Annotated in this window: 11 protein-coding genes; 5 read left to right on the top strand and 6 right to left on the bottom strand. The window is 63.2% G+C overall.

The window, feature by feature from the left end:
• Positions 1-189 precede the first annotated feature (189 nt).
• A complete protein-coding gene (locus AC0L3J_RS17235; RefSeq protein WP_473347829.1) occupies positions 190-1428 on the bottom strand; it encodes an MFS transporter in 1239 nt (412 codons plus the stop codon).
• A 158-nt stretch (positions 1429-1586) separates the two neighbouring features.
• Here AC0L3J_RS17235 and AC0L3J_RS17230 point away from each other — a divergent pair, with 158 nt between their 5' ends.
• Positions 1587-2837, top strand: a complete 1251-nt coding sequence (locus AC0L3J_RS17230; protein ID WP_473347828.1) for a NupC/NupG family nucleoside CNT transporter — start codon at positions 1587-1589, stop codon at positions 2835-2837.
• A 13-nt stretch (positions 2838-2850) separates the two neighbouring features.
• On the opposite strand, the gene AC0L3J_RS17225 is transcribed toward AC0L3J_RS17230, so the two are convergent.
• The 3 genes from AC0L3J_RS17225 to AC0L3J_RS17215 all read right to left on the bottom strand — a co-directional run bounded on the left by AC0L3J_RS17225 (position 2851) and on the right by AC0L3J_RS17215 (position 6260).
• Positions 2851-4071 (bottom strand): rhomboid family intramembrane serine protease, encoded by a 1221-nt coding sequence (locus AC0L3J_RS17225; RefSeq protein WP_473347827.1) that lies wholly within the window; start codon positions 4069-4071, stop codon positions 2851-2853.
• A 170-nt stretch (positions 4072-4241) separates the two neighbouring features.
• Positions 4242-5312, bottom strand: a complete 1071-nt coding sequence (locus AC0L3J_RS17220; protein WP_473347826.1) for a threonine aldolase family protein — start codon at positions 5310-5312, stop codon at positions 4242-4244.
• 27 nt (positions 5313-5339) lie between these two features.
• Positions 5340-6260, bottom strand: a complete 921-nt coding sequence (locus AC0L3J_RS17215; protein WP_473347825.1) for an amino acid ABC transporter substrate-binding protein — start codon at positions 6258-6260, stop codon at positions 5340-5342.
• A 153-nt stretch (positions 6261-6413) separates the two neighbouring features.
• Here AC0L3J_RS17215 and AC0L3J_RS17210 point away from each other — a divergent pair, with 153 nt between their 5' ends.
• The gene (locus AC0L3J_RS17210) at positions 6414-7334 is read left to right on the top strand and encodes a LysR substrate-binding domain-containing protein (protein WP_473347824.1); all 921 of its coding nucleotides are present in this window, start codon (positions 6414-6416) and stop codon (positions 7332-7334) included.
• Between the two features lie 121 nt (positions 7335-7455).
• Positions 7456-9582 (top strand): O-linked N-acetylglucosamine transferase, SPINDLY family protein, encoded by a 2127-nt coding sequence (locus AC0L3J_RS17205; RefSeq protein ID WP_473347823.1) that lies wholly within the window; start codon positions 7456-7458, stop codon positions 9580-9582.
• 12 nt (positions 9583-9594) lie between these two features.
• On the opposite strand, the gene AC0L3J_RS17200 is transcribed toward AC0L3J_RS17205, so the two are convergent.
• Entirely contained in the window at positions 9595-10134 is a 540-nt protein-coding gene (locus AC0L3J_RS17200) for a cupin domain-containing protein (RefSeq protein WP_473347821.1), read from the bottom strand.
• A gap of 155 nt (positions 10135-10289) precedes the next feature.
• Positions 10290-10577, bottom strand: a complete 288-nt coding sequence (locus tag AC0L3J_RS17195) for an usg protein (RefSeq protein WP_007602477.1) — start codon at positions 10575-10577, stop codon at positions 10290-10292.
• A gap of 376 nt (positions 10578-10953) precedes the next feature.
• Here AC0L3J_RS17195 and AC0L3J_RS17190 point away from each other — a divergent pair, with 376 nt between their 5' ends.
• Positions 10954-11268: a co-chaperone GroES gene (locus AC0L3J_RS17190; RefSeq protein ID WP_027518760.1), complete on the top strand. Its 315-nt coding sequence runs from the start codon at positions 10954-10956 to the stop codon at positions 11266-11268.
• A gap of 44 nt (positions 11269-11312) precedes the next feature.
• A complete protein-coding gene (gene groL / locus AC0L3J_RS17185) occupies positions 11313-12953 on the top strand; it encodes a chaperonin GroEL (protein ID WP_027518761.1) in 1641 nt (546 codons plus the stop codon).
• Positions 12954-13082: the final 129 nt, after the last annotated feature.

The raw sequence follows: 13082 nt of genomic DNA, 5'->3' as shown, positions 1-13082 counted from the left end.
CGCAGTCGTCATTGCGCGCGAAGCTCTCTCCTTCTCCCTCTCCCCGTTCTTACGGGGAGAGGGTTGGGGTGAGGGGCTGTTTCAGCAAATCACGGTAGCAATCGAATCGCGGAGAGTCCCCCTCACCCGGAATCCGCGCTACGCGCGAATTCCGGCCTCTCCCCGCAAGCGGGGAGAGGCGAAGAGTTCCTACTCCAGCCTCTCCACCCGGCGCAGGCTCGGGAACAGCTTCATCCACAGCAGCGCCACCGCGACCGTGCAGACGCCGCCCAGCACGGCTGCCGGCATGGCACCGAACAATGCGGCAGCCACTCCGCTCTCGAACTGGCCGAGCTGGTTCGAGGCGTTGATGAAGAGGAAGTTCACCGCACCGACCCGGCCGCGCATATCGTCGGGGGTCGCGAGCTGCACCAGCGAGAAGCGGATCACGACGCTGATCGTATCAGCCGCGCCGAGAACGGCGAGCGCGAGCACCGACAGCCACATCCAGGACGACAAAGCGAACACGATCGTTGCGACGCCGAACACGATCACGGCCTGAAACATGCGCAGGCCCACGTGCCGCGAAATGGCGTGACGGGCCAGCACCATGGTCATCAGCAGCGCGCCGACCGCGGGCGCGGCGCGCAGGATCCCGAGCCCCATCGGACCAGTCTGGAGGATGTCGCGGGCATAGATCGGCAGAAGCGCGGTGACGCCGCCGAACAGCACCGCGAACAGATCGAGCGAGATGGTGCCGAGGATCGCGGGATTGCTGCGGATGAAGCGGACGCCGGCGAAGATATTGTCGGCGCCCGCGATATCCTTGGCGATCGCCTGCGGGCGCGGCCGGATGAATCCGGTCAAAATCATCCCGAAGATCCAGAACAGCACCATCACGGTGTAGGCGAGATGCGGTGCGACCGCGTAGGCAAAACCGCCGAGCGCCGGACCTGTAATGGTCGCGACCTGCGCCGCGCCGCTGGAGACCGCGGTGGCGCGCTGGAGCGAGCCCTGCGGCGCGATCGCGGGCAGCAGCGCAGCAGTGGTCGGACTTTCGAAGGCCCCGGCAATGCCGAGCACGAAGGTTGCGACGAAAATCTGAACTTCGCTGACCAAGCCGAGATAGGTGATGACGCCGAGATAGAGCGCCGTCGCCGCTTCCACGAGCTGGCAGAGCTGGACCACGCGCTTGCGCTCGTAGCGGTCGGCGGCATGGCCGGCGACGAACACCAGCAGCGCCGTGGGCAGGAATTGCACGAGGCCGACCATGCCGAGGTCGAAGGCCGAGCCGGTGAGATCGTAGATTTGCCAGCCGATCGCGACCGCCGCAATCTGGCTGGAGAAACGCGACAGGCTGCGCGAGAGCAGAAAGAACAGGAAGGCGCGATGGGAGAGGAGCGCGCGGGCACTGACCGGCGGGTTTCCCGATATTGGCTGGTCTGGCATCGCCTCTTCGGTCACGCTCGGACTATCCGGCTCCTGATGTCGACTTGCTCCGCGTGGCTGACGCGGACCTGCTTGTCAACAGCGGGACGCTCCGACAATCTCCCGGCATTGCGTTTGCAACGCAGGGGTGGCCATAATCATCGGGGTTTGGGGACATCATGCTGCGGCTGCAATCGGCACTCGGCGTTTTCGCATTGCTGTTGATCGCCTTGGTCCTGAGCGAGAACCGCCGCGCGGCCTCGCTGCGCCAGGCGGCGATCGGCCTCGTTGCCACCTTCGTCACCGCGCTCGTTCTCCTGAAGGTGCCTGTCGTCGCGCGCGCCTTCGGTGCCATCAACGACGCCGTGGGCGCGATCTCGGCGGCCTCGCGCGCCGGCTCCTCCTTCGTGTTCGGCTATGTCGGCGGCGGTCCCCCGCCCTTCGACCTGAAAGCACCGGGCGCCGATTTCGTCCTGGCGTTCCAGGCGCTGCCCATCGTGCTGGTCATGAGCGTGCTGACGACGCTCTTGTTCTATTGGCGCGTGCTGCCGCCGATCGTGCGCGGCATGGCCTGGCTGCTGGAGCGGACGCTCGGCGTCGGCGGCGCGGTCGGGCTCTCGACCGCCGCCAACATCTTTCTCGGCATGGTCGAGGCGCCGCTGTTCGTGCGGCCTTATCTCGTGCAGATGACCCGCTGCGAGTTGTTCCTGGTGATGACCGGCGGCATGGCCGGCATCGCCGGCACGGTGCTGGTGCTGTATGCGACGCTCCTTGCTCTCCTCATTCCCGACGCAGCCGCGCATTTCGTCATCGCCTCGGTGCTGGGCGCGCCGGCAGCGATCCTGGTCAGCCTGATCATGGTCCCCGAGACATCCGACAAGCGCACCGGCGGCGCGCTGGAGGCTCCCGAGATGGAGGTCTCCGGCACCATGGACGCGATCGTGAAAGGGACCGGCGCGGGGATCGAGCTGCTGATCAACATCGTCGCAATGCTGCTGGTGCTGGTGGCGCTGGTCTATCTCGTCAACGCCATTCTCGGCCTGCTGCCTGATATCGGCGGCGCCGCGATCTCGTTGCAGCGCCTGCTCGGCCTCGTGATGGCGCCGGTGTGCTGGCTGATGGGATTGCCGTGGGACCAGGCGATCACCGCCGGTAGCCTGATGGGCACCAAAACCGTGCTCAACGAGCTGATCGCCTATGTCGACTTCTCCAAGCTGCCGCCCGGCACGCTCGATCCGCGCTCGCGCCTGATCATGCTCTATGCGATGTGCGGCTTCGCCAATTTCGCCAGCCTCGGCATCATGATCGGCGGTCTCGGCGTGATGGCGCCGGAACGGCGCGAGGAAATCAACGCGCTCGGGCTGAAGTCGATCGTGTCGGGGACGCTGACGACGTGTCTGATGGGAGCAGTGGTGGGGGTGTTGAGCTAGCTCTCTCCGCTCGTCACTCCGGTCGACCGCACAACTTCGACTTCTGCAATATACGCCGCACCTCAGGCAGCTTGGCACGGCACGGCTCGACCGCCATGGCCTTCGCCTCGCTGTTTCGTCCCTGCGCCCACAGCAACACCGCCATCAAGCCCTGCGCCCCGATGCGCACCGGTCCACCCGCCACATCCGAAGCGGCGAGCGACATGGCAGTTCGCGCTTCTGTTTCAGCGGCACTGAGGTTCGCTTTTTCAAGGAAGAAGACCGCACGGAACAGATGAGCCCGCGGGTCTTTCGGATAGCGGGTGACGAGATCTGAAGACCGGCTCGTCATCTCGCCAGCGTTCGGCGGCACTTCCGATGCGCGGATATACTGCACGGCATCAGCCATGTAGGACGAATAATGAGCGGCGGCGAAGCCGGCGCAGATCAGAGATCCGACGAATCCTCCGAGCAACACCATGCCGGTGCTCCGCGGCAGGCTGTCATAGGACCAGAAGGCGAGCCACGGCACGATGGCAAGCGCACCGCCGGCCAGCGCACCACCTGCATGGGCAAAATAGTTGACATTGCCGGAGGCTCCAAAGGCAAGCGGCAGCAGAGCGGGAACACCAAAGAAGAGCGACGTCTTCAGTCTCGACATTGTTTGCTCGGCGTTCGCCTCTGGCTCGAAGCTCGCGACGAACAGCGCCGCGATGAGCCCGGTAATGGCGCCGGACGCACCGACGCTCACCGTGCCGGGGCCATTGCCCAGAAGCGAGCCGGCCTCCCCGGCCACTGCACTGGCGACGAAGATCAGCGAAAACCAGCCACGACCGATCAGGCTCTCCAGCCTGACGCCGACGATGAACAGCGCAACGCAGTTGCCTATGAGGTGCCCATTGCTGCCATGCAGAAGCGGCGCAAGGCCGATCCGCCACCACTCGTTCCTTCCGACAACCAGATCGTAGCCGGACGCGCCCTGAGCGATCAGCGAACGGACATTGAGCGAGCCGTCCGGCCCAATGTCCATGGCGAGACTGCGTTGCAGAGCGTAGATCAGGAGCAGACAGAAAATCAGGCCGATGGTGAGGAAAGGGATATCGACCAGAAGCTTGTTGTCGCCCAAAAGCGCCCCCTCACTGGGCAGGGGCCGGGGAGCGATCGGTGCGGCGACGGGTTGAAGCGGCGCGGGTTGAAATGATCCTCTTGGAGAAGGCGCTACGACGCCGCGTCGGCCAAAAGTGTTGGTCGCCATGAAAACATTTCCCGCATTTTCACAGCCTTGAGTTGACGCGAGAGGTATTTTCGACTGGTTACCGCCCGCCCTGCGGACGGCTGAAACCATCCGATTGGTAACTACCCGGTTTCACGGATCGGGCGCCTTCTAACGATCGGCTGATTGTGGGAGTGCTGAGTAAGCCCTCTCTAAGCCAAAGCTCCAGCCGCGGTGCGAAATGCCATGACCGCGCGATCAATATCCGCATCATCGATATGGCGATGGGTCACGCAGCGCAATCGACGCCTGCCCCAGGGCCTCGCCCTCAGGCCCTCCTTCTCCAGAGCCGCCGACCACACGGCGCTATCGCGCCCGGAGAGAGAGACATCTACCTGCACGATATTCGTCTGCGGGATTGTCGCGCTGATCTTTGGATGCATCGCGTTCAACGCATCACTCAGGACCCGCGCACGCCGGTGATCCTCCGCCAGACGCGTCCCCATGACCTGAACCGCCTCCAGCCCGGCCGCGGCCAGGACGCCGATCTGACGCTGCGTGCCTCCCAGCATGCGGCGAAACCTGCGGCTGCTGTCGATCACTGCGCGTGGCCCGGCGAGCACGGCACCGGCGGGTGCGCTCAGGCCCTTCGACAAACACAGAGAAACCGTGTCGCAATGTCTCGCAATTTCGGCCGGCGCCGTTTCAAGGGCGACGGCGGCGTTGAACAGCCGCGCGCCGTCGAGATGCACCGGGACACCGCGGGCCGAGGCCATGGCGTGCACGGCCTGCATATGATTCAGCGGCAATACGGCACCGCTCGCGTTGTTGTGCGAAGTTTCCATTGCGACAAGAGCGGTCCCGAGCTTGAGCCCTTCGCCTTGCAGGGCGTCCTCCAGCAAATTCAGGTCCATTGCGCCGGCGGTGCCGGCAATGGCGAGGTAGAACTGCCCCGTAAACGTCGCCGCCCCTCGTTCCGAGGTGTACATATGGGCATTCGATTCCAGCACGATCTGTTCGCTGCGCTGCGACTGCGCCAGCGTCGCCAGCAGATTGGCCATGGTGCAGCTCGGCACAAACAGGCCGGCATCCTTGCCCAACGCCGCAGCCGCGACGGCCTCCAGCTCCTGCACCGTGGGGTCACCGTCCAGCCCGTCATCGCCGAGCGGCGCAGAGGCCATGCGGGCATACATCGCCTCGGTCGGCTTGGTGACGGTATCGCTGCGCAGGTCGATGGGTGGCAACCCGGCGACCGCCGGACTCCTGTCGTGTTGATGTGCCATTGCGAGACCTCTAGAGCGCTTGTCGCGTCATTCGTAGACTGCCGGGTCGCCGGAATCGGTCGGGTTGGCCAGCGCCCGCTTGAGGGCGGCGCTCATCGGGAATTTCAGGTTGAGGCCATGCGGTGGAATCGGTGAATTGAAATATTTGTCGTAGAGCGCCGCAACCTGCCCGCTCTTCATCAGGTCGATCACGGCATCGTCGACCATCTTCTTGAAAGCAGGATCATCCTTGGGTTGGACGATGCCATAGGGCGCCGTCTCGAGACTCTTGCTACCGATCAGGAAGTCATCCGGCGTTCTGGACGAGGCGACCGTGGCATAGGCAAGACCGTCATCGTTGGCGGTGCCGGCCACCCGGCCCGTCGACACCAACAAGAAGGTCTCGGCGGTGTCCTTGGCCGGCACCACCGTGATGCTGAGATTTTCCTTGGCGTTGATCAGCGTAATCACCTTGAACGTCTGGCCGCCGGCTTGGGCGGCGATGGCCTTGCCGCGAAACGAAGCCGGGTCGTTGACATCGACCCCGCCATCCTTGCGCGCGACGAGGACGACCTGCGCAACGAAGGTGGTGGGAGCAAAGGCAACGAGTTTATGCCGCTCGACATTATTGGTCGTGTTGCCGCATTCGAGATCGATCGTGCCGTTGGCGAGCAGCTGAATACGTGTCGCCGAGGTGATGGGGTTGTAGCGAACCTCCAGCTTGGGAAGCTTGAGGGCCGTCTTGATCGCCTGCACCACCTGTTCACAGATTTCCACGGTGTAACCGATCGGCTTCTGGTTGCCGTCGAGATAGGCGAAGGGCACCGAGGTCTCGGGGTACCCCAATGTGATCGAGCCGCTCTCACGGATCTTGTCCAGCCTGCCCGCGCCCTGGGCCATGGCCTCGCTGGAAAGAAGAACACCAGCGACGGTCGCCGCGGCCAGTGCCTTGATCATCGTCGCTTTCATATGTCCCCTCTTGTCGCGAATCTCGGTGACGCCGTCCACGGTGGGTGAGCAACCCCAAGACAGCTCCGTGCGAACGGCTCCGTGCTCTGGACTATCGTCCAAAAGCCCGATCTGATGAAATTCCAGTTTCATACTCTCCTATACGGATTTGATATGGCCACCAGACGCATGGGCCTGAAGCATGTGGAGGCTTTTCGGGCGGTCTTCGTGACGGGATCGATGACGCAGGCGGCTCAGCGCATGCATACCTCGCAGCCCCAGATCAGCCGCCTGATCGGACAGCTGGAGGCGATCACACAATTCCCGCTGTTCGACCGCAGTGGCGGCCGCCTCCGCCCGACGGTGGATGGATCGCGCTTTTTCCAGGAGGTCGAGAAGACTTTCATCGGCCTGGCGGGACTGGAGGCCAGCGCAGCCAGCATCCGCTCGTTCGGCATGGGTCGGTTAAGCGTTGCGGCGATGCCCCGCCTGGCCGGCGGCCTGCTGACACGCATCGCGGCACGCTTCAAGGTGGACTATCCGCATGTGATGATCTCGATCCGATCCGGCACGGCGAGCGCCGTGCACGACTGGGTCAGTTCCGGGCTTTGCGACACCGGATTGGCAATGCTCTACGGCGAGGCTGCGGGCGTGCATGTCGAGCCAGTGCTCAAGACCCGTTGCGTCGCGATCATGCCGAAGGCGCATCGTCTTGCGCAGAAGAAGACGCTGCGCCCTGCCGATTTCGCCGACGAGGCCTTCATTTCGTTCGCCACGGGGAGTCCACTCTACGATCGCATCGATACGATCTTCGCGCAGGCGGGCGTCACGCGCCGCATTGTTGCGGAGACCGATCTGGGCACATCGGTCTGCGCCCTGGTCGCTGCGGGCCTCGGCATCAGCATTATCAACCCGATTGCCGCGCATGACGAAAGCTCTGGCGCGGCCCTGATCACGCGCCCCTTCAACCCGGCCGTCCCCGTTACCATCGCACTGCTCTATCCACCTTATGCCGCGCGCGCCCGGTTGATCGATGCCTTCAGCGAATATGCTCGCAAGGTCATGAGCACGGAATTGGGCTATCTCGAGCGATAGCGGGTCGATCCGCGGCGAGGCTTGTGTGAGGCTGGCGCCCTCGTAGCTCCGACGGAGCGCAGCGCAATCGCGACAATCCTTCCATGTTAATCTCGTCAGGAGATTCGGGTGGAATTGATTCATGAGCGACAGCGTCGGCCAGCGTGCATTTCAAAAGTCCCGGCTTCAGAAACGGCAAAAAGCCGAGGTCGGGCCGTTGCTCGCGCGCGCCCTCCAGCTGCACAAGGCGGGACTTCTGCGGGAGGCAAAGACGGCCTATCGCGAACTCCTGGAACTCGCGCCCAACCAATTCATCGCGCTTCACTTGCTGGGCGCTTTGGAGGCTGAAGCCAAAAACTATCAGCAAGCGCAAGTTCTGCTGAGCCGAGCGGTGGCGGTGGATCCGCGATCTGCCGAAGCTCATATGAGCCTGGGTGTCGCGCTCAACGGGCTAAAACGTCACAATGAGGCCCGCGAGAGCTATCGAAGGGCCCTCGCCCTCCGACCCAACTACGCCTTGGCCCTGTCCAATCTCGGTAACGCGAGCGCGGCACTTGAACTTTACCAGGAAGCGCTCGAGAGCTACGACAAGGCGCTCGCAATCGACGGAAAACTTTCCGAAGCCCATAACGGCCGCGGTTGGGCGCTCTGCCGTCTGCGCGCCTATGACGAGGCTGTCGCAAGCTTAAACCGCGCGTTATCGGTCAAGCCTGACTATGCCTCGGCGCTGTCGAGCCGCGCCGTTGCATTGCGGGAGCTTCAGCGATTCGACGAAGCCATGGCGGATTGCAATCGCGCAATCGCCCTGGCACCCGACGACGCGAATGGATGGCTCTGGCGGGCCAGCATCTTGCTCCTGACCCGGCAAGTTGCCGAAGCATTGTCCGATTGCGAGAAGGCTCTCGCGGCCGATCCCGGCTTCTCTCAGGCCCACAGCCTGCTCGGCCAATGTCTCGCAGCGCTTGGCCGGGTCGACGAAGCCCTCGCCAGTTTCGACAGAGCTCTCGACATCGAGCCGGATCAGAGCACGATCTCCAGCAAGATATTCACCCTCGATTTTATGGCGGACGCCAGCGTTGCGCAGCATCAGCAAGCGCGACGTGTATGGTGGGAGCAGATCGGTGCGAAGATCGCCTCAGCGGCGGCGGAACCGCATGATAACAGCCGCGATCCGGATCGCCGTCTGGTGCTGGGTTATGTCTCGTCGGATTTTCATGCACATTCGGCGGCGTTCATTTTCAAGCCGGTCCTGCAGCACCATGATCGGGCACAGTTCGAGATCGTGTGCTACGCTTGTTCACCGAAAACGGATGCGACGACCCGCGAATTTCAGGGCATCGCCGATCGCTGGCGCGACGCCTCGCAATGGTCCGACGATCGCCTCGCCGCGCAGATTCGCGCCGATGGCGTCGATATCCTGATCGATCTGTCCGGCCATACCAGCGGAAACCGCCTCGGTGTGTTTGCGCGCAAGCCGGCACCTGTTCAGGTACATGGCTGGGGCCACGGCACCGGCACTGGGCTGCCAACGATCGATTATCTGTTCTCGGACCCGGTCGCGATTCCTGCCGCGGTTCGGCATCTGTTTGCGGAGACCATCGTTGACCTGCCGTGCTTTGTGACGCTGGCGCCACTGCCGGCCGGGATTGCGCGGGCGCCGACGCCGGCGATCGCGAACGGCTTCATCACATTCGGTGTCTTCAACCGCATCAGCAAGATTTCGAACGAGGCGGTGGACGTCTGGTCCAGGATTCTCGAGCGGGTGCCGGGTTCGCGACTGCTGATCAAGGATACTGCGCTGGACGCCCAGCTGGTCCGCGACAATCTGCTGGCGCGGTTTGCAGCTGGCCGGTTGCCGGCCGAACGCGTCGATCTGCTCGGAGCCACGTCGCGAGACGAGCATCTGGCAGCGTTCAATCGCGTCGATATTGGCCTCGACCCATTCCCGCAGAATGGCGGCGTCAGCACGTGGGAAGCCTTGCAGATGGGCGTGCCGGTGGTGGCGAAGCTCGGTCACAGCCTGCCGAGCCGTGCTGCCGGCTCCATCCTCGCCGCACTGGGCCTGCCGGACTGGGTCGCGGAAAGCGATGAGGCCTATGTCGAGATCGCAGCGAGCCGAGGGGCACAGATCGGCGACCTCGATAAGTTGCGCCGCGAACTGCCCGGACAGATCAGGGCTGCCGCCGCCGGCAACCCCGTCTCGTACGCGCAAGCGGTGGACGATGCCTATCGCGCGATGTGGAAACGCTATTGCAACGACGGCGGCTGATCTCCGCTTTGCCTACGCCTTCAACTCCACCGTCCTGAACTCGGCCGGCAGGATCACCTCCAGCAGCTCGACGTCGTCCGAATAGTCCAGGATCATGTGCTTGATCTTCGGCGGCTGGGTCCAGGCGCTGCCTTCTTTCATCAGCGTCTCGCCCTCTCCGTCCATATAGGTCTTCACCCAGCCCTTGAGCACGTAGACCATCTGGAATTCGACGTCGTGGAAGTGCAGCTTCGACACCTCGTCCGGATTGCAGGGGCCTTGCAGCCGGATCACGTGCGCCTGCGCCAGCCCGTGGCTCGCGGCGGCGATGCCGAGATCGCGATATTTCGCGTAGGTGCGCAGACCGTCGGCCTTGAAGTCTTCCTCACGGTGATGGCTGATCGCGATGCGCTGCTTGGGCCGCGTCGGTTTCTTGACGGATGACTTGGCCGGTGTCGCGCGAGCTTTCGCCTTCACCGCCTTGCGCGCCGTGGGTCGTGCTGCGGGTTTGGCCCCGCTTCGCTTCTTCAAGGCAGCCTGCGATGCGCTACGCGATTTTGCTTTCTTGGCCATGGCGGTCTCCCCTGTTGTTATGAGGGAGAGGTTAGCACGGAATGCGAAATCGTAGGATGGGTTAGCGTCAGCGTAACCCACCACTTCGCTCCGCAAGCGTGGAAGCATGGTGGGTTACGCTGACGCTAACCCACCCTCCAGCACCGCGCTTGCCTTCAATGCAGCCGGAATACGCCGTCGACCGCGCGCAGCTCGGCCGGCTTGATCAGCTTGGAATGCGCGACCGTGACCGAGAATAGCGGACCGTCGAGCTTCTTCTGCCAGAACGCCAGGAAATCCGTCAGCGCCGGAAATTTCGGAAACATGTCGTAGTTCTGCCAGACATAGGTCTGGAGCAGCGAGCGATGATCCGGCATCCGGTAGAGAATTTCGGCCGTCGTCAGCCCGTAACCCAGCACCTGTTTCCTGAAGTCGTCGGAAACAACCCCAACTCGCGAGACCATGCCAACCTCCTTTGCAGGAGCGCATATTCAAGGGGTGGCTTTCCTGTACGCCCAACGAGCCACCCGGTGGAGATGCGCTCACATGAGTGAAATGTGACGCAAACCGACAATCCATCGCAAGCCCAAAAGTTTAACAAGTTGTTGAAATTCAACGCGTTAGCAGCAGATGTGGTCACGTGCTAATACGGGCGCCGGGCGCGATTAACGATGGGAAGAGATTTTGGCAGGCGGTGCCTCCGAGTGCTATTTTTCTGCTACAAGCCCTTGCTCCCGCCAAAATCCTGCCTTATCTCAGCTGTGCCTGTGCTAGCACTCGCGGGCGCAGACTGCTAACAATCCAAAATTCCCAACTCGTGCAAAAGCTTAGGAGAACTGCATGAAATTCCGTCCGCTTCACGACCGCGTCGTGGTCAAGCGCATCGACGCAGAAGAGAAGACCGCTGGCGGCATCATCATTCCCGACACGGCCAAGGAAAAGCCCTCGCAGGGCGAGATCGTCGCCGTGGGCCCGGGTGGCCGCGACGAAGCAGGCAAGCTGATCCCGATCGACCTGAAGGTCGGCGACCGCGTGCTGTTCGGCAAGTGGTCCGGCACTGAGGTCAAGATCGACAACGTCGATCTGCTGATCATGAAGGAAAGCGACATCATGGGCGTCCTCGACGTCCCCGCTTCCAAGAAGAAGGCGGCCTAAGAGCCCCTCTCTTATCCAGCTAAACACCTAAGGAAAAAATCCAGATGGCAGCAAAAGAAGTTAAATTCTCCGTCGATGCGCGCGACAAGATGCTTCGCGGCGTCGACATTCTCGCCAACGCGGTGAAGGTCACGCTCGGTCCGAAGGGCCGCAACGTCGTGCTCGACAAGTCGTTCGGCGCTCCCCGCATCACCAAGGACGGCGTCACCGTCGCCAAGGAGATCGAGCTCGAGGACAAGTTCGAGAACATGGGCGCGCAGATGGTGCGCGAAGTCGCCTCCAAGTCCGCTGACGCGGCCGGCGACGGCACCACCACCGCCACTGTGCTGGCCCAGGCGATCGTGCGCGAAGGCGCCAAGTCGGTTGCCGCCGGCATGAACCCGATGGACCTCAAGCGCGGTATCGACCTCGCGGTCGAAGCCGTCGTTGCGGACCTCGTCAAGAACTCCAAGAAGGTCACCTCGAACGACGAGATCGCCCAGGTCGGCACCATCTCGGCCAACGGTGACGCGGAGATCGGCAAGTTCCTCGCCGACGCCATGAAGAAGGTCGGCAACGAGGGTGTCATCACCGTCGAGGAAGCCAAGTCGCTCGAGACCGAGCTCGACGTCGTCGAGGGCATGCAGTTCGACCGCGGCTACATCTCGCCCTACTTCGTCACCAACGCCGACAAGATGCGCGTTGAGATGGACGACGCCTACATCCTCATCAACGAGAAGAAGCTCTCCTCGCTGAACGAGCTGCTTCCGCTGCTCGAGGCCGTGGTGCAGACCGGCAAGCCGCTGGTCATCGTCGCCGAGGACGTCGAAGGCGAAGCGCTTGCGACCCTGGTGGTGAACCGTCTCCGTGGCGGCCTGAAGGTTGCGGCCGTCAAGGCTCCGGGCTTCGGCGATCGCCGCAAGGCCATGCTGCAGGACATCGCGATCCTGACCGGCGGCCAGGCGATCTCGGAAGATCTCGGCATCAAGCTCGAGAACGTGACGCTCAACATGCTCGGTCGCGCCAAGAAGGTGATGATCGACAAGGAGAACACCACGATCGTCAACGGCGCCGGCAAGAAGGCCGACATCGAAGCGCGCGTGTCGCAGATCAAGGCGCAGATCGAGGAAACCACCTCGGACTACGACCGTGAGAAGCTCCAGGAGCGTCTTGCCAAGCTCGCAGGCGGCGTCGCGGTGATCCGCGTCGGCGGCGCGACCGAGGTCGAGGTGAAGGAGCGCAAGGATCGCGTTGATGACGCGATGCATGCGACCCGCGCGGCTGTGGAAGAAGGCATCGTCCCGGGCGGCGGCGTCGCTCTGCTCCGTGCCTCCGAGCAACTCAAGGGTCTGCGCACCAAGAACGACGACCAGAAGACCGGCGTCGAGATCGTGCGCAAGGCGCTCTCCGCGCCCGCTCGCCAGATCGCGATCAACGCCGGTGAAGACGGCTCCGTGATCGTCGGCAAGGTCCTCGAGAACAAGTCGTACGCCTACGGCTTCGACTCCCAGACCGGCGAATATGTCGACCTGGTCAAGAAGGGCATCATCGACCCGACCAAGGTGGTCCGTACCGCGATCCAGAACGCAGCCTCGGTTGCGGCTCTCTTGATCACCACGGAAGCCATGGTCGCCGAGCTGCCCAAGAAGGGCGGCGCCGGTCCGGCGATGCCCCCGGGCGGCGGCATGGGCGGCATGGACTTCTAAGTCCAGCCATTCCGGCAAACGACAGAATGCGAAACCCCGGCAGCGATGCCGGGGTTTTTGTTTTTGGGGGATCGCTTCGGGCGTCCCGCGATCACAGCCTGTTGCCTGGAAGGAGAGGAAGCGAAATCC

The organism is Bradyrhizobium sp. Kon37, from assembly GCF_055807535.1.
This window is presented reverse-complemented; position numbering and strand designations above follow the sequence as displayed.